The organism is Carboxylicivirga mesophila, assembly GCF_018271975.1.
In the GTDB taxonomy this organism is placed as follows: domain Bacteria; phylum Bacteroidota; class Bacteroidia; order Bacteroidales; family Marinilabiliaceae; genus Carboxylicivirga; species Carboxylicivirga mesophila.
In genome coordinates, this window is sequence record NZ_JAGUCN010000024.1 from 1 (window position 1) to 18,029 (window position 18,029).

At 42.0% G+C, this 18,029-nt stretch carries 14 protein-coding genes and 1 riboswitch; of the genes, 6 read left to right on the forward strand and 8 right to left on the reverse strand.

Annotation, left to right across the window (positions count from 1 at the left end; genetic code table 11):
• Positions 1-255: 255 nt before the first annotated feature.
• The 3 genes from cobC to cobT form a co-directional block, all read right to left on the reverse strand.
• Positions 256-828, reverse strand: a complete 573-nt coding sequence (gene cobC / locus KEM09_RS17565; protein ID WP_212230273.1) for an alpha-ribazole phosphatase — start codon at positions 826-828, stop codon at positions 256-258.
• Between the two features lie 6 nt (positions 829-834).
• Positions 835-1,626, reverse strand: coding sequence for an adenosylcobinamide-GDP ribazoletransferase (locus KEM09_RS17570; protein WP_212230275.1), 792 nt, complete (start codon positions 1,624-1,626; stop codon positions 835-837).
• An 82-nt stretch (positions 1,627-1,708) separates the two neighbouring features.
• A complete protein-coding gene (gene cobT, locus KEM09_RS17575) occupies positions 1,709-2,746 on the reverse strand; it encodes a nicotinate-nucleotide--dimethylbenzimidazole phosphoribosyltransferase (protein ID WP_212230277.1) in 1,038 nt (345 codons plus the stop codon).
• 84 nt (positions 2,747-2,830) lie between these two features.
• Positions 2,831-3,030: riboswitch (cobalamin riboswitch) on the reverse strand.
• A 197-nt stretch (positions 3,031-3,227) separates the two neighbouring features.
• Here cobT and KEM09_RS17580 point away from each other — a divergent pair.
• A complete protein-coding gene (locus tag KEM09_RS17580; RefSeq protein WP_212230279.1) occupies positions 3,228-4,409 on the forward strand; it encodes an outer membrane protein assembly factor BamB family protein in 1,182 nt (393 codons plus the stop codon).
• Between the two features lie 121 nt (positions 4,410-4,530).
• Here KEM09_RS17580 and KEM09_RS17585 read toward each other — a convergent pair whose 3' ends face one another.
• From KEM09_RS17585 to KEM09_RS17605, 5 genes are all read right to left on the reverse strand, one after another.
• The gene (locus tag KEM09_RS17585; RefSeq protein WP_212230281.1) at positions 4,531-5,283 is read right to left on the reverse strand and encodes a hypothetical protein; all 753 of its coding nucleotides are present in this window, start codon (positions 5,281-5,283) and stop codon (positions 4,531-4,533) included.
• A gap of 23 nt (positions 5,284-5,306) precedes the next feature.
• Positions 5,307-6,008 carry a YkgJ family cysteine cluster protein gene (locus tag KEM09_RS17590; RefSeq protein WP_212230282.1) on the reverse strand — a complete coding sequence of 234 codons (702 nt, stop codon included), beginning with the start codon at positions 6,006-6,008 and terminating at the stop codon, positions 5,307-5,309.
• A gap of 91 nt (positions 6,009-6,099) precedes the next feature.
• Positions 6,100-6,648, reverse strand: a complete 549-nt coding sequence (locus tag KEM09_RS17595) for a DUF4136 domain-containing protein (RefSeq protein WP_212230283.1) — start codon at positions 6,646-6,648, stop codon at positions 6,100-6,102.
• 142 nt (positions 6,649-6,790) lie between these two features.
• Positions 6,791-8,095: a M18 family aminopeptidase gene (locus tag KEM09_RS17600; RefSeq protein WP_212230284.1), complete on the reverse strand. Its 1,305-nt coding sequence runs from the start codon at positions 8,093-8,095 to the stop codon at positions 6,791-6,793.
• Positions 8,096-8,250: 155 nt separating this feature from the next.
• Positions 8,251-8,442, reverse strand: coding sequence for a cold-shock protein (locus KEM09_RS17605; RefSeq protein WP_212189250.1), 192 nt, complete (start codon positions 8,440-8,442; stop codon positions 8,251-8,253).
• A 292-nt stretch (positions 8,443-8,734) separates the two neighbouring features.
• Here KEM09_RS17605 and KEM09_RS17610 point away from each other — a divergent pair, with 292 nt between their 5' ends.
• The 5 genes from KEM09_RS17610 to rlmB all read left to right on the forward strand — a co-directional run bounded on the left by KEM09_RS17610 (position 8,735) and on the right by rlmB (position 17,979).
• Positions 8,735-11,086: a type IA DNA topoisomerase gene (locus tag KEM09_RS17610; RefSeq protein ID WP_212230285.1), complete on the forward strand. Its 2,352-nt coding sequence runs from the start codon at positions 8,735-8,737 to the stop codon at positions 11,084-11,086.
• 109 nt (positions 11,087-11,195) lie between these two features.
• Positions 11,196-12,671 (forward strand): arylsulfatase, encoded by a 1,476-nt coding sequence (locus tag KEM09_RS17615; RefSeq protein WP_212230286.1) that lies wholly within the window; start codon positions 11,196-11,198, stop codon positions 12,669-12,671.
• 153 nt (positions 12,672-12,824) lie between these two features.
• Complete coding sequence (locus KEM09_RS17620; protein ID WP_212230287.1) at positions 12,825-15,191, forward strand: LysM peptidoglycan-binding domain-containing protein; 2,367 nt, start codon at positions 12,825-12,827, stop codon at positions 15,189-15,191.
• A 90-nt stretch (positions 15,192-15,281) separates the two neighbouring features.
• A complete protein-coding gene (locus KEM09_RS17625; RefSeq protein WP_212230288.1) occupies positions 15,282-17,231 on the forward strand; it encodes an ABC-F family ATP-binding cassette domain-containing protein in 1,950 nt (649 codons plus the stop codon).
• A gap of 1 nt (position 17,232) precedes the next feature.
• Positions 17,233-17,979 (forward strand): 23S rRNA (guanosine(2251)-2'-O)-methyltransferase RlmB, encoded by a 747-nt coding sequence (gene rlmB, locus KEM09_RS17630; RefSeq protein ID WP_212189255.1) that lies wholly within the window; start codon positions 17,233-17,235, stop codon positions 17,977-17,979.
• Positions 17,980-18,029 lie beyond the last annotated feature (50 nt).

An 18,029-nucleotide genomic window follows, 5' to 3' on the forward strand; every position in this document is an offset into this window, starting at 1 on the left:
TATCTACAAATATTTATCTCCGCTGGAGATAATAAAACAACTTCGGAGAAGTTGAATATTTATAGAAATAATAAGCCTACCCTATTAATAACAATACCGGCGGGATTGCATATCATATAGGCGTTTCAATGTTTTTTACATTTTTAATCGGTCTGTAATGCTTTTAAAAATTAACGTTTGGTATTATGCCGATATATTAATGAAGAGCGTTAAGAAGTATGCGCACTTAACGCTAAGTTCATTAAATAATCGGTGTTACCCTTTTATAAATTTTACTTGTTGATAATCCGTTGTGTGAATAATGATTTTTACCACGGCTCCGTAGCTGAGTTCGAGGCTAAACACTTTACTGGCCGGTATGGACAGGAAACGCGACAGCAAGGCCCTGATGACACCGGAGTGTGTTACCACTGCTACTTTGGGGTGTTGCTTGAGCAATAATTCATCCATAAAACTATTGACGCGCATCAATAGCTGGTTGAAGTGCTCACCATCGGGTGGTGCTTGTGTCAGAAAATTATCACCCCATTGTTTAAGCAGGTCAGCGTTTATTGATTCCCATGCCTGACCTTCCCATTGGCCAAAGTTGAGCTCCATTATGCGTTGGTCAGTCACGGCTTCCTGCGAGGTAAAAAGTAGTTTGGTAAGCCTTGTGCATCTGCTTAAAGGGCTGGTGTATACAGCATCAAACAGTCCACCTGGCAACTGCTTTCTGATGGCTTCAGCCTCATCAATAAAACGGTCTGTTAAGGGCACATCCAGCTGACCGTAGCAGGTGCCCTTATTAACTCTGGGCGTTGTGTGTCTGATTAACCAAATCTCCGTCATGCCTCTTTATTTAAACAGATGAAAAGTAGCCTCATTGGCCTGGTAGGTGAATATAGCCAGCAGTCCGAGGTAGATAACTATTTCGCTCACCTGCTGGATAGTGCCCAGGCAATCGCCTGTATAGCCACCAATCCATTTTTTGAAGTAATGCTCCAGCCACACTTTGGCTATAAAAGCCGGGATGAGTATCAAAAAGACCATCCAATCGGCGAATAGCACCAGTGACAGCAAGGCGATGCACATGGCAATTACCAGGTCGGGGCTTTGCAGCGACTTAGTGATGGGTTTTGATTTACTCTTTTCATCGTCGCGCACATAGGCCAGCGAGTGCATGGTCCATACAGCCATCATACGACTGAGCATATGACCAGCTATCAGCACCTTAGCCATTGCAGCAGCCGGCATTTCATTCAGCGTTGTAAATTTCAGAAGTAACAACAGCAAGATGCCAATTGCACCATAGGCACCCACCCGTGAATCCTTCATGATATCGAGGATTTTCTCCTTTGTCCAGCCGCCACCAAAGGCATCACACACATCAGCAACCCCATCCTCATGAAAAGCGCCGGTGAGCAGTACCGAGGTAATCATCGATAATATCACAGCCACTGCATGGGGTAGTAACAATGATGACAGGTAAAAAATCAATCCGCTTATGCCACCAACTACCAGACCCACCAAAGGCAGGTAACGGTTACATTTATTGAGGTTCTCCTGCGAAAACGCAACGTTAAAAGGCACCGGTATGCGGGTGAAAAAGCCAAAGGCAGTTAGCAGGAGATTGAGTTGTTGTTTCATGTGTTTTGGTTTATGAGGAAATGCCTGGAATAGAAATAAGCTATTAGCCAATAGCCAATAGCCATCAGCTAATAGCTTTATTTTACTCTTTATTACTCACGCCGGCATCCTCAAAGCTACTCATTTCATTCATAAAGCACACGGCCGATTGAACAAGCGGATAGGCAACAGCCGAGCCGGTACCTTCGCCCAATCGCAATCCCAGGTGCAGGATGGGTTCGGCCTTCAGGTGTTTAAGCATCAGTTTATGTCCCTGCTCGTTCGACTCATGGGCAAACAGGCAATAATCCGTTACATTCGGATTGATGGCATGAGCTGCTATTAGGGCTGAAGTGGCAATAAAGCCGTCGGAAAGGATGACCATTTTTAGCTCGGCTGCTTTAAGTATGGCACCGCAAATGGTGGCAATTTCATAACCGCCAAAGGTAGTCAGTATATCAAGCGGATGGCTTATTTCAGCATGTAGCTGCAGTGCCTTATCAATCACACTGGCTTTGTGTAGTATGCCCTCGGCATCAAGCCCTGTGCCGGCTCCGCTGGCCTCATTCGCCGAAATGCCTGCGTATTTACACAGCAATGCCGTAGCGGCCGTGGTGTTGCCAATGCCCATCTCTCCAAAGCCAACAATATTGGTGCCTTCCAGGTGCAGTTGTTCTATCACTTTAGCACCATTCATCATGGCTGTTTGGCACTCTTCGCGAGTCATGGCTGGCTCAACCGCAAAGTTACGGGTACCCTTTCTTACTTTCAGATCCAACAATTGCTCATTGGCTTCAAAATCAAAGTTAACGCCCGTATCGGCTACCAGCAGTTGAATATTGTTCTGACGGCAGAATACATTGATGGCAGCTCCGCCACCTAAAAAGTTCATGACCATCTGAAAGGTCACCTCCTGCGGAAAGGGGCTCACCTTCTCCTGTGTGATGCCATGATCACCGGCACATACAAGTATGGCAGGTTTCGATAATTGTGGTGCGGTGGTTTGTTGAATCTGGCATACTTTGAATGCAATTTTTTCAAGCATTCCCAGTGCCCCAAGCGGTTTGGTTTTAAGATCGATTTTTTGCTGTATCGCCTGGTTTAGTTCGGTCGAAACAGCATTGATTTGTAGCTCCTGCATTGTTTAAATAATTAATTGTTCAACAAGCTTCAGGAGGATCGATGAAAGGTATCTGCATCCAGCAAATAGTTTTCACTTTACCCCGAAGTATTTCATGTTAAGGCAGGTCTTCTGGCTTACCTCGGTATGGCTGCCTTCCCATCCCAAACAGGGATAGTGGCATTTAGCAATACCTGCTTTATTCAAGCAAGAGGCTTACAGCTACGGGGATAGCTCCGGAATTTATATGGCTATAGCACCGGATTCCCATTTTAAGCATGAGCACCTTAACGGCTGCAAAAGTATAAATAATCAAGCGAGAAAGTGTGCGAATATCGAATTCTTTCCGTTTGTGACAAAAATATCAAAACGACTCTATACGTATGTTTTTGCTATTTTAAACGGTTTTATTGCTTATTTCTGAGAACCGAAAGGTATAATAGGATAAGGGTAAATGGCCAGTTTAACTGTCCTATTAGCATAATTCAATTAAATCCAAATTATGAGAATTGTTATTGCTTTGTTTTTATTATGTATTTCACATTATATCAGTGCGCAGGATACTCTGTTGTGGCAATTTAAAGCTGAGTCTGGTATTTATTCATCCCCTGTGGTTGAGGATTATATTTATTTTGGGGATAATGCCTCCAACTTATATGCGCTGAGCAAACAAACAGGAAAGCCTATTTGGACAGCACGCGTAAAAGGAGCGATTAAATCCAAACCATGTGTTTATAATGAGCTTATTATTATTAACGATGCCAGTGGTTCCATTCAGGCGTTTGACCGGTTGAGCGGTAGCGAGATATGGACGTTTACTATGGATGATGAGAAAACGGTGGATATGTGGGATTATTATTTGTCGTCACCTGTCGTTCATAAGGGGATAGTTTACATCGGAAGTGGCGATCAGCATGTTTACGCCCTCAATGCTGAAAATGGTGAGTTGGTCTGGAAATACCGGACTGTTGGAGTTGTGCATGCCTCAGCTGTTATTTACGATGAAAAAGTACTGATTGGTAGTTTTGATGGCTATTTCTATGCTTTAGATGGTGATACGGGACAATTAGTGTGGAAATTCAAAACGGTTGGAGACAAGTATTTTCCCAATGGAGCCATTCAAAAAGCGGCTTGTGTCTACAAGGATAAAGTTATTTTCGGTAGTCGCGATTTTAATGTTTACGCCCTGGATGTGACCAGCGGACGAGGCCATTGGAATTACAAAGAGCGTGGGAGCTGGGTGATTGCCACGCCGTTGCTAATAGATGATAATTTGTACTTCGGTACTTCGGATACGCATCGTTTCTATTGTTTCAATGCCGATGATGGTGCTGTTCAGTGGCAAAAAGAATTGAATATGCGCGTGTATGGCACTGCTGCTGATTGCAATGGTATTGTGTATTTCGGATGTTTCAACGGAAAGCTTTATGGCATGTCTGCCCAATCAGGTGATGTTGTTTTTGAGTTTCAGACAGCCGAAAGCCATCAGCGTTATGCACAATTATTTAAGTCAGAAACTGAATTTGCTGATGGTGTTGAGTTGTATGGTGCCGATAGCAAAGAAGTGGAGCAACAGATCCTTGGGTTAGGTGCTTTTCTGTCAAGCCCTGTTATTGAAAATGATATCCTCTACATAGGAGATGCTAATGGCAACTTCTATGCGATTTCAGTTAAGCAAGACTAGGGGATAGTGCAGATAGGCCCATTTGTTTGCAAACATTATCACCCTATTGGTAAAAATGTTGTTTGGGACCCTTAATGAAGGTACTCTTTTGGAAGCACTTCACTAAGGACCTTAAACAACTTTACCAGTTCTTATCAAGTATGAATTCCTTTTTGGGATTATCTTTCTCTACTACCGAAATGTGGATGTGTTTGTCGGTTAGTTGTTTATTCAGCTGTTGGTGTAATATTTTTGAAGGCATGGCATCGGTGGAGAAGTCATTCAGGTAATGATAGACTGCATGCAGGTAAACCGTATCATTGCTGGTTTTAATAATGTAATAATCAACCAGTGAACCCATGTTAAACTTGATATTATCTATTGCGTCAGTCATTATTGCTGTCGTCCTTTCTGAAGTATTATCCGATAAGTGGATAGCGTTGTCTTCCGATGTCTGGATAACCCTCGATGCTTTATCTTCGTAGTCCGTAATGGTGTTGATATGCTCGTTATACCTTATCAGAAAGCCATCTTTGCAGTCGTAGGTGTAACGCTTTGAATCGTCGCGGTAAACTTTATCAACCATATGCTTGGGTGGATAGGGTTTTAATACACGCACCGCTATCGAATCTCCCAGCTGCAGTTCCTGGCCTATCACGTAGTCAACCTTATCAAAGTAGGTGCTGTTGTTGTGCTGGTAATAGTATTTCAGTGTGTATACCTCATACCTGCCACCTTTTACAGTGCTTTCACCATACACTTTGCCGTGCTCAATGGCATTAAAAACCAATACGAAATAATAGAGATATGTGCCGGTTACGGCTGCAATTAGTATTGTTGAAATAAGAATTGTTCGGGTAATAAATGCTTTTCGTTCTTTTTGTGGGTTATTCATCAGGGGGAGGTTTGGTTGGTAAATTAGTACTTTTTAAAAAGTGGATGATTACTGAGATTGTTTTCATCGATTGGGTCACCATTGTTGTGCGCAATTAGCAGACCTTCTTCCATGAGGTATTCATTATTAATCAGCCCGGTTGGCTTAAGACCTTCAGTAAAGCCTTCGTTCATCATTTGTCCGGCTCTTAACGGAAATTCCAGCAGGGCCGGGTAGTTGTTTTCATCTTCCGGACTGTCGTGGAATCTTTTACAGCTCTCTTCAGACATGGACAGGTAAATTCTACAGGCCATCGGACGTGCCGGGTAGGCACTGCAGGCGCCATCCTTAAGCAAGGGGCATGGTAACTTACTTTTGTTTAACTCATCCTGCGAAAGGCGGCCTCTCTTCTGGTAATTGTCAAATGCTCTTTGCAATACACCCTGTCGTTCATTTTCGCTCATGTTGAGTTCTATAAATTTCCAGAGGTAATGAAATTCGTGTGAAACACCAAAGATAGGCTGGTGACAGCACCAACTGCAGCCTTTCCGGCAGTCAATAGTGATATTTTGACGTGCTGCCTCACTGCTTAGGGCTTCAATAAGTCCTTCAATAGCGTCTTGTTCCTGCCTGGTGGCCTGCCAAAGCTTATTGGCTGCGGGTTGATTATTTGTTGCTGCTTCAGCCAGGCGTAATCCATCCTGAAAAAAAGCTTTATCTGTCTCCGAAAGTTCGTGTTTGTCCATGCTTATCTAAAATGTACAAGTGTGATTCGTTGAAAGAAAAGGGTGAAAGGCCATGTGCTGACCTGTTCACCCTTTTAGTAAGATTGTAATATTATTGCTTTGGCGCTAACGGATAAGTGACAAAAATTTTCTCAATAAGCTTCTTAACAGCTTCTTCAGTAAGTTTTTTATCGTTTTTTGCTGCACCAGATGCGCTGGCCTGCCAAATCAATTCTTTCTTTTCGCGGTCAATAACATCAATGATAATTGTGCCTTCGGTATGAGTGTTGTACTCAACTCTGTCAACGCCTGTATTAAGTCCCCAGCCATAAGGATAATAGGTGCTGCCCCAGTAAAACTTATCATTCCGTTGTAACGAAGTGGTTTCTTTCGTTTTTGATTTAATCATAATTTTCACGAGTAAATCAGGGCTTTTACTTTCGGAATAGCCCCGGTTTTGCATCTGCTCTTTGATGGCGCTGTGCAGCCATAATTTAGTATCTTCTTTGATGGGTATTGAACGCATGTGTTCAAGTACCATGAAGTTGCTATAGCTGTCGAACTTAGCACTCGGATCGTGATCGGAATATACTTGTGCAGATTTACATGCTGGCAGGAGCGTAATTGTTAATAGTAAAATTGCTAATTGAATTAATCTCATAAGATTGAGTTTGTGGTTGTAAATAAGTTTACATTTTTAAATAATAATTTTTCTCTCCAAACGGAATGGTAAATGTACACTTTTTGACAAAAAAAGCAGCACCTGAAAAGTGCTGCTGCTATCTAATTGAGTTGTGATTGAACTAGTCAAGATTATAGAAAGTAGTAAATGCTTTGGCTACATAGGTGTGATCTAAAGTACCTCCAAGCTCTCTAACCGAGTGCATGCCTAGCATTGGGTTACCAATATCAACTGTTCTTATGTCGATTTTACCAGTGGATACATTGCCCAGTGTTGAGCCTCCAACCATATCAGAGCGGTTAACAAATTTCTGCACCGGCACATCGGCTTGCTTGCAGATTGTTTCGAATATAGCTGCGCTCTCACCATCAGTGGTGTACTTTTGATTGGCATGAATTTTAATGACCGGTCCTTCATTCATCAACGGATTCAAAACAGGATCATGCTTTTCGGGATGGTTAGGATGAACAGAGTGCGCCATATCTGCCGAAATCATAAACGATTGATAAATACACCTTTGGTATTCCTCCTGCGATTTACCCAATTTCTCCATGATGCGTTCGATGATGTTGCGTAATACAGGAGAGCCGGCACCCTGCTTGGTCACGCTTCCCACTTCTTCATTGTCAAATACGCAAAGTATATTGGTGGCAGCCGTGTTGGTTTGAGTAGTGATTGCTTTAAGTCCGGCATGCACCATAGCTAAATCATCCAACTTAGGTGAAGAGATGAATTCCTGGTTAGGACCAACCAGGCAGCCCTTTTCAAATTCATAAACGAACAAGTCGAAGTCAAGTATTTCAGTTGTATCCACCTTTAGTTCGTCAGCAATCATCTTCAACAGGTAATTGTCCTTTTCAAGGGTGTCATTAACAATGCACATCAGCGGCAACATATCAACCTGTTTGTTAAGCTCTATACCATCATTCACGCTTCTGTTAAGGTGAATGGCTACACTCGGGATTACCAATAATGGCTTTCTGAAATCTATTAATCTTGATTCTGGTGTTAATGTATGCCCGCCTTTAAGTAAAACCCGTCCGGCCAGTGAAAGAGGTCTGTCAAGCCATGTCATCAAAATAGGACCGCCATATACTTCGGTATTCAGTTTTAGGTATTTGTCGTTGACCAGCATTTCGGGCTGTGGCTTAATTTTAAAGCCCGGTGAGTCGCTATGAGCACTAATCAGCCTTAATCCGCTCTCTTCTGGGGCATCGCTACCAATCTGAAAAGCAAAAAGGGCCGAATCGGCTTTAGTCGTGTAGTATTTTCCACCTTTTTCAATGTTCCACTCTGAGCGAATGTCAAGGTATTCAAAGCCATTAGCCTCAAGTTCTTTAGCTGTGTTGGCAACTACATGAAAAGCAGTAGGGCTTTCATGTATGAAATCTATCAGTTGTTGTGCAAATTGGATTTCCTGTGTCATTATATACTGTTTTATGATTCTCAAAAAAAGGCAAGATATATAAATTGACAAAAGAAGATAATGAGAAAGGTCACTTTAAGTGTGGCTATTAAACGAAAAAAAGCTGCTTCATATCGAAACAGCTTTTAATAATCTCATTTAAATATAAATCTAATCTATGCTAGTTTTACATTTACCGCGTTTAAACCCTTACGGCCTTCTTGAAGCTCGTAAGTTACTTCGTCATTTTCTTTGATCTCGTCAATAAGACCTGTAACGTGCACAAAATACTCTTTGTTGCTTTCTTCATCCTTAATGAATCCGTAACCTTTTGAATCATTAAAGAACTTAACTGTACCTTTATTCATTTAAAAAAAATTGTGAGGCATTGTTTGTAATAAGGAGCCTCTTGTAAATAATTGTTCAGGAACAAATGTAGGAACATTTTTCACATAAGCTCAACTTTTTTTGAGTATTTCCCGAAAAAAAGGAATAAAATTCACAATAAGTTCATTTTGGAGGTGTAAGTCGATAATCTCATAGCATAAAGTATTTAGATTATCAACTATTTAAGCTGATTTGTTGATAACTCCTGCAGCTATTTTTAAAGCTATTTTTTTAGGAAATTGTATATTCGCTATCAATTTTTACCGATACCGCATGATTGTTTGTATTGCCGAGAAACCGAGTGTAGCTTTTGAAATTGCCCAGATTGTTGGTGCGAAATCAAAGCGTGATGGCTATTATGAAGGCAACAACTATCAGGTTACCTGGACATTTGGTCACTTGTGTACGCTAAAGGAGCCCCATGAATATTTGCCCGAATGGAAACGGTGGAGCTTGGGGTGGTTGCCAATGATTCCTTCCAGGTTTGGCATTAAGCTGATTAATGACTCTGGTATCGAAAAGCAATTTAATACCATCCAAAAACTGGTACAGAGCGCCGATGAGGTGGTTAACTGTGGTGATGCTGGCCAGGAAGGAGAACTCATTCAGCGATGGGTATTGCACAAAGCAGGCACAAAATGCCCGGTTAAGCGCCTATGGATTTCGTCCTTAACCGAAGAGGCTATCAGGGAAGGTTTTGAAAAGCTACGTTCGGGTGATGATTTCAAAAACCTGTATGCGGCCGGTAGTTCACGTGCCATTGGCGATTGGCTGTTGGGGATTAATGCTACAAGGTTATACACTCTTAAATACGGACAACAGGGCCAGGTGCTTTCTATTGGGCGCGTGCAAACTCCTACGCTGGCATTGATTGTTGATAGGCAGAAGGCTATTGATAATTTCAAGCCAGAACCGTTTTGGGAATTGAAAACCAAATACAAAGAGGTTGTTTTTTCGGCTACCAAAGGGCGTTTTAGTCAGAAAGAAGAAGGAAACGCTTATCTGGAAACCATCAGGACAAGTGATTTCGAAGTAAAAGATTTCTCTAAAAAGAAAGGCAAAGAAGCGCCACCTCGTTTGTTTGACCTGACGTCGTTACAGGTGGAGTGTAACAAAAAGTTTGGTTTCTCTGCCGAAGAGACTCTGAAGACTATTCAATCACTCTATGAGAAGAAGCTGACTACTTATCCGCGTGTAGATACTACATTTTTGAGTAATGATATTTATCCGAAAGTGCCCAATATATTAAAGGGTATGAAAGATCATCAGCATTTGACTGAGCCATTACTAAAGGCTAAGTTGAAGAAATCGAAAAAGGTGTTTGATGATAAAAAAGTGACTGATCACCATGCCATTATCCCAACGGGCGTGCATGCCAATAATATGAGCCGCGACGAGAAGGTGGTGTATGAGCTGGTAGCAAGGCGTTTTATTGCTGCTTTTTATCCTGATGCAACCATCTCCAATACGCAGGTAATGGGCGATGTCAATGGTGTTGAGTTTAAAGCGACTGGTAAGCAGTTATTAGATCCGGGCTGGCGCATTGTTTTCATGGACGGGAAGGAAGAGAAGAAGCCGGATGATATTATGCCCGAATTTCAGGTGGGTGAAAAGGGGCCACATGAGCCGTTGCTGATTGAAAAAGAAACACAAGCTCCTAAACCCTATACTGAGGCAACACTTTTGCGAGCCATGGAAACTGCGGGTAAGCAGGTGGATGATGAAGAGCTGCGTGATGCTATGAAAGAAAATGGCATTGGCCGGCCGTCAACGCGTGCCGCCATTATCGAAACCATCTTCCGACGTAAGTATATTACTAAAGTGCGTAAGAATTTGCATCCTACCATTACCGGTATGCAATTGATTGATACCATTAAGAATGAATTGTTGAAGTCGGCCGAGTTAACCGGAATTTGGGAAAAAAAGCTGCGTGAAATTGAGAAAGGACAGTATGATGCTGGTGAGTTTATGAACGAACTGAAGCAAATGGTATCTGACATTGTATTTCATGTGAAGCATGATCGCACAGAGACAAAAATTGAAGTAGTTGAAGAATCTGCTGATCAAAAATCCGAAAAGTCGCCAAAAAAAGAAGAGAATCAAGAGCTGCTTTGTCCGAACTGTAAGCAGGGAAGGATGCTTAAAGGCAACTCCGCCTGGGGGTGTTCCCGTTTTAAAGAAGGATGCAAAACGCTTATTCCTTTCGGGTTTATGGGTAAAAAACTGACTGATAAACAGGTACAGCAATTAATTCAAAAAGGAAAGACATCTAAAATTAAGGGTTTTAGTGAGGGCGATACCAAAGTAGATGGTACTGTAGTGCTGGATGAGGCCTTTGCTTTAAAACTGGAAAAAGCAGAGCCGGATGTGTGGACATGTCCTTTATGCAAGGTGGGAACTGTGGTGAAAGGCAAAGCCGCTTATGGTTGTAATAATTTCCGGAACGGTTGTCGATTGCGAATTCCTTTCGAATTTATGGGCAAAAAACTTACTTCAAAGCAGGTGGAAGCATTGGTGCTCAAACAAAAAACCGGAGTTATAAAAGGTTTTGTTCATCCACAATCAAACGAGGTGCTTGATGGCCGCGTTGTACTTGGTGCAGATGGCCAACTGACAATTGACTGAGTAGTCTGTAAATCCCTTCATTGTTCAATTCTCCTCAATTTTGAACATACAATTGCTTTATACATCTGCATTATATTCCAATTTTGTTTGGTAACAAAAACCATGAGATATGAAGTACATTTTTTGTCTGTTGTTGTTTATTGCCGTATGGCCTGTCAGTGCACAGGATCAACCACATATTTTCCTGATAATGACCGACCAGCAAAGAGGTGATTGTTTGGGAAAAGAAAATTCACTAATTAAAACACCACACCTTGATGCATTGGCTAATGATGGTGCTTGGTTTTCAAATGGGTATAGTTCAGTGCCAAGTTGTACACCTGCCAGAGCCGGTTTGCTGACTGGTATGTCACCATGGCAACATGGGATGCTAGGGTACTATAAAGTTGCTGAAAAGTATGACTATGAGATGCCACAGATGCTCAGGGATAATGGCTACTACGCCATCGGCATAGGTAAAATGCACTGGCATCCTCAACGTAACCTTCATGGTTTTCACCAAACACTGCTAGATGAAAGTGGAAGAGTGGAGTCTGAGGGTTTTGTTAGTGATTATCGCCAGTGGTTTGCAACAAAAGCACCTAATGTGGATCCTGACGCAACGGGTATAGGGTGGAATGAGCACAGGTCTGGTACATATCTGCTTGCTGAAGATTTACACCCTACATACTGGACAGCACAAACAGCCATTGATTTCGTAGATGAATATAATCAGGATGAACCATTGTTTATGAAGGTGAGCTTTGCCCGTCCGCACAGTCCATATGATCCGCCTAAGCGTTACCTCGATATGTATGAGGGAGTCGATATACCTGAACCGTATATGGGCGAATGGGCAGAACGTTTTGCCAATTACCCTGAAAATAAAGATGCTGCTTTCGGCGATTACGGGGTCGAACATGCCGTTAATTCACGACGACACTATTATGCTGCCATTACATTTATTGATGATCAGATTGGTCGCTTTATCACTGAGCTGAAAGAGAAAGGCATGTATGATAATGCATTAATAATATTTGTGTCTGACCATGGCGATATGATGGGTGATCATAACCACTGGCGCAAAACATACGCTTATGAGGGCTCGACAAGGGTGCCTTTTATTGTGAAATGGCCAGGTAGTGTCAACAGTGAGGTGCAAAAGGGAAGTGAGCTATTGCAATGCGTTGAGCTGAGAGATATTTTACCAACTATGCTTGATGTGGCAGGCGTTCAGCAACCTGAAAGAATGGATGGTCTGTCGATGATGGACCTGGTTAAAGATGAAGCTGCCGAGTGGCGCCAGTATATTGACCTGGAGCATGCAACCACCTACGATGAGCATAATTACTGGTGTGCACTAACTGATGGCGAAACAAAATATGTTTGGTTTTTCAGAACAGGTGAGGAACAATTATTTGATCTCATTGCCGATAAAGGTGAAGAACGAAATCTGGTTGAGAACAAGCAATATCAAAAGACGCTTAAGGCATGGCGTAAGAAAATGGTTGCGCACCTTAAAGAGCGTGGAGAGCCCTATGTGAAGAAAGGAAAGCTTCAGTCCTTTGACAAAAATATACTCATCAGTCCAAATTATCCACAATAACATAAGCCTATGGCTTGATTCGTCAAGCTGTGAAGAATTATTAAAGCGGTGAATCCTTTATTAGGTTTCACCGCTTTTTTTTACTTTTGAGCTTTCTTCGCTATTGACGCATAATCATCATGTGTCAGCTTGCGATTTTAGTATGTGTAAAATATGAAGAAGATTATCATCTTATTAAACCTGTTTATTGCTCTTTTTACGATTTCAGAATCTGGTATGCTGGCACAGGAAGGTATTCCCCAAGGCACCGAAAAGATAATCATTGACGGGCAAGAGTATTACCTGCATAAAGTCAGAAAGAGCGAAGGCTTGTATCGCATTAGCGTTTCTTATGGCGTCTCCCAGAAAGAGATTCTGGAGGTCAACCCATCGGCTGCATTAGGGCTAAAAGAAGGGCAATTGATTAAAGTTCCGGTGATAAAGGGACGTAACAGTACTGAGGAGCAATTAAATACCGGACAGTATATTTATCATACAGTGGAAAAAGGGCAGACTGCCTATTATATTTCAAAACGCTACAAAGTAGATTTACAGGATATCTATGAAAACAATCCTGGCAGTAATCAGCAGCTGCTGGTAGGTGCCATGATTAAGATTCCAAAGAAGGATGTAGTGAAGCATGACCACTCAGCCATTGAGGAAGGGTATCATCTGCATAAAGTAGCACCAAAAGAGACACTCTATGCCATAGGCCGCAAATATGATGTTGATATTCGCGACATCATTAAGCACAACAAAGGGCTTGAGTCTGGTATATTATCTGTTGGTTCTTATGTAAGAGTGCCAGTCAAAAAAGCTGATGAAGAAAAAGTGGTGGAGCCTCAGCTGGTCGATGGCTCTGAGGATGCAATTTATATCTACCATAAGATTAAAAGCGGTGAAACCTTATATAGCATTTCGGAAAAATATAATGCCCGATCGCAGGATGTGATTGTGGCCAATTCTTCCATCAATGCCAATGATTTACCTTTGGGCTATTTGGTTCGCATACCTAAAGCGAGCATTCGTCAGGCCAAAAAACAAGATCCGTTTAAGGATGCTGTTCTGATTGACCATAAAATACGGAAGCGCGAGAGCTTATACGATGTAGAAAAGACGTATGGCGTGCCTGCCGAACTGATTGAGAAAGTGAATACTTCATCAGGTATTGATTTAAATGACTGGCGAAAAGGTATGATTATTAAGGTGCCAAGTAAAAAATGGGTGGAAGATTATTATGAGTCAATTCGTATTGTAGAGACTGATGAGGCTGAGAGCGGTACGGAAGATACTTTCGCCTTTGAGAAGCAAGCTTGCGATACTTATGACTACAGTATCTCAAAACCATCTATTGCCGTGGCTGTTTTGTTGCCATTTAACTTTGAAGCAACCAACGCAATTAATTATACTTTTGAAGAGGTTGATGGCGATACCATACAGGTTGAGAATGAGAAACGCAAACTATCCAATCGTTCCAAAGTGTTTGTCGAATTTTATCAGGGTACTTTATTGGCATTAGATGCTCTGAAAAAAGAGGGCGTTAATGTGGACTTGTTTGTGTATGATACCGCTCCTGATAGCAATAAGGTGAAACAGATACTTAACAAACCTGAATTGCGACATGCTGACCTTATTATTGGCCCGGCATATTCATCCAACCTTAAATTAGTTTCCGATTTCTCAAGGGTGAATAACATACCGATGGTTTATCCTCTATCAACCAGTAATAGTGAGCTGGAGAATAATCCACTGTTGTTTCAGGCCAATGCACCGGATACCCTGATGATTGATATAATGGCTCAAAAGATGATTCAACAGTCGATGGGTAAGCGCCTGGTGATGATTCGCACGGAAAGTAAAGACAATGTTTTTGAACAGAAACTTAGTCAGCTTATTCGTGATAAAGTTTATTGGGAAAGCTTTAAAAATGGCCAGGTGCCTGACTTTGTTGAGTATAACTTTAAGCAGGATGACCTGGTAAGCATGGAGCGTATGTTTGCGAACGATAAGGAGAACGCCGTAATTATTCCTTCGATGGAAGAGGCGCAGGTCAATCGTATTATTACGACTGTAAAGGGCGCCGCCGATAAAACGAAAACACCAGTTACGCTATGGGGCTTGCCCGAGTGGATGAAGTACAATACCATTAATCCTGAGGATATACATAAGCTCAATGGCCATATATTCAGTTACTATGCGGTAGATTATACTGATACGATTAACAATGAACGCATCAATACCTACCGAAGTTGGTTTGGGACAGAGCCAATGGCAATATCTCCGTTTTTCCAGACAGCATCTGTGAATTCTAACTTGAGTCGTTATAGTTTATGGGGGCATGATGTAACCTATTATTTCGTAACAGCACTCCGAAATTATGGTGCTAATTTTACACACTGTATCCAGCATCATCAGCCACATACAATTCAATCAAAATTGGATTTTGTTCGTATGGCTAATTGGGGTGGTTTCTTTAATAGGGGCTTGTATGTTGTAAAGTTTAACCCTGATTACGAAGTTACTATAGAGGAAGTAGAGTAGTTGGGTAATTAATTATAACTGAAAAATCTCACAAAGCTGACAGCTGATACTGTCGGCTTTTTTATGCTATCTTTGCACAAATTTTAATGAATGGTTTCAATTAATCAGTTAACAGTTGATTTTGGTGGTTTCAAACTCTTCGAAGAGGTTTCATTCCTGATAAACAATAAGGATAGGATTGGCTTAATCGGTAAAAATGGAGCCGGAAAATCAACCTTACTTAAAATTATAGCAGGTCATCAGGAGCCAACCAGTGGTATGGTTACCATGCCAAAAGGCATGAAGCTTGGCTATCTGCCTCAGCACATGAAGTACAATGATACGCGCAGTGTGGTCGAAGAGGTGGAACTGGCGTTTTCCGAATTAAAAGCACTGGAACAACAGATTGCTGAGATTACCACTGAAATAGGTGAGCGTACCGATTATGAGTCAGAATCTTATTTGGCTCTCTTGGATAAGCTAAATGAAAAAACAGAGCGCTTTAACCTGATGGGAGGTAGTAATCACGAAGCATTGATTGAAACCACCTTGAAAGGGTTGGGTTTTGAGCGAAGCGATTTTAATCGTAATACAGGTGAGTTTAGTGGTGGCTGGCGTATGCGTATTGAATTAGCTAAAATATTGCTTGAACGACCCGATGTTTTTCTGCTGGATGAGCCAACTAACCACCTGGATATTGATTCCATTCAATGGCTCGAAGATTTCCTGAAAACCTATGGAGGGGCAGTGGTGCTCATTTCCCACGATAAAGCTTTTCTTGATGCCATAACAAACCGTAGTATTGAAATATCCTTAGGTAAGATTTACGATTATAGAGCCAGTTACTCAAAGTTTATTGAACTGCGCAAGGAGCGTCGTGAGCAGCAACTCAATGCTTATGTCAATCAGCAGAAGAAGATAGAAGATACCGAGAAATTCATAGAACGATTTCGCTACAAGTCAACCAAAGCTGTTCAGGTGCAGTCGCGTATTAAGCAACTTGAGAAGCTGGATCGTATTGAAGTCGATGAATTTGATAATTCAGCTTTAAATATCAAATTTCCGCCAGCTCCCCGCTCAGGTACCGTGGTGGTAAAAGGTGAGGAAGTTTCCAAGTCGTATGGCGATTTGCTGGTGCTGAATGAGGTGGATTTGACCATCGAAAGAGGTGAGAAGGTGGCTTTTGTGGGGCGTAACGGAGAAGGAAAAACCACCATGGCGCGTATCATTATGAATGAACTGGCGCATCAGGGTAAACTCACCATGGGGCACAATGTCAAAATCGGGTATTTTGCACAGGATCAGGCTGAACGGCTGGATGAAACTCATACGGTACTTGAAACGATTGATTTAGTTGCCGTTGGCGAGATACGTACTAAGATAAGAGACTTACTGGGAGCCTTTATGTTTTCGGGTGAGGAAGTAGACAAGAAAGTGGCCGTGCTATCGGGAGGTGAACGTACGAGACTGGCTATGGTACGATTGCTGCTGGAGCCAGTAAACTTGCTGATACTTGATGAGCCAACTAACCACCTGGATATGCGATCAAAAGAAATTCTGAAGCAGGCATTGAGGGATTTTGATGGAACCGTTATTCTGGTTTCACACGACCGGGAATTTTTGGATGGCTTGGTTGATAAGGTCTATGAATTCAGGCATCAGAAAATAAAAGAGCACATTGGAGGTATTTACGATTTTCTTGAAAAGAAAAAGCTGGAGAGCCTGAATGAACTCAACGCATCCATTGCTTCGAAGAAAAATGAGTCGGTTAAGAAGGAGGGCTCTCAGGCAAAACTATCATTTGAGGAGCGTAAGGAGCTCAATAAGAAAATAAAAAAGACAGAGCGGCAGGTAGAGGATTGTGAGGCAAATATTGCGAATTTAGAGGAAAAACTTGAACAGTTAACTGAAAAAATTAGCGTACCTGAGAATGCTTCCGATACCAGCTTATTTGCTGAATATAAAGAGGTAGAAACAGCATTGAATACAGCTATGGCAGCCTGGGAACAGGCACATGAGGAATTAGAGGAACTACAACTGCAAAAATCGGAATTAGATTAATATGGCAAAGCAAGAGAAAGAACAACAGATGGTGTTCGGCATACGTGCCGTTCAGGAGGCAATCAGTGCCGGTAAAGAAATAGAAAAGGTAATGATTAAGAAGGGCTTGCAGGGTGCTCTTTTTCAAAGTTTCTTAGACGAAGTAAGGGCACACCAGGTACCATTTCAGTTTGTACCAATGGAAAAGCTTAACCGCCTGACTCGCCAGAACCACCAGGGAGTGATTGCCATGATTTCACCAGTGACTTATCAGGATATTGAGCAACTTGTGCCCATGTTGTTTGATGAAGGAAAAGAACCGTTTGTGCTGGTGCTCGATCATATTACCGATGTGCGCAATTTTGGTGCCATTGCACGCACTGCCGAATGCGCAGGCGTTGATGCTATAGTTATTCCCGAAACTGGTGCTGCTGCTGTTACTTCAGATGCCATTAAAACATCGGCTGGGGCATTGCATAAAATTCCTGTATGCCGGGTGCGCAGCCTTATATCTACCGTCGAATTTCTTCAAAACAGTGGGTTAAAAGTGGTGGCCGCTACCGAAAAAGGGGCGGTTGATTATAACCAGGCTAACTATCGAGGCCCAATTGCCTTGGTGATGGGAGCTGAAGATAGAGGTGTTAATCCTAAAATACTGGCAGCTGCAGAAATAAAAAGTAAGATTCCGCTATTGGGCGAGATTGAGTCGCTTAATGTATCTGTTGCAGCCGGCATACTGATGTATGAGATTGTAAAAGTACGTCAGTAAGCCCAAATGCAAAGTGTTACTCTTGAATGGTATTTTACTTGATCGGGTTG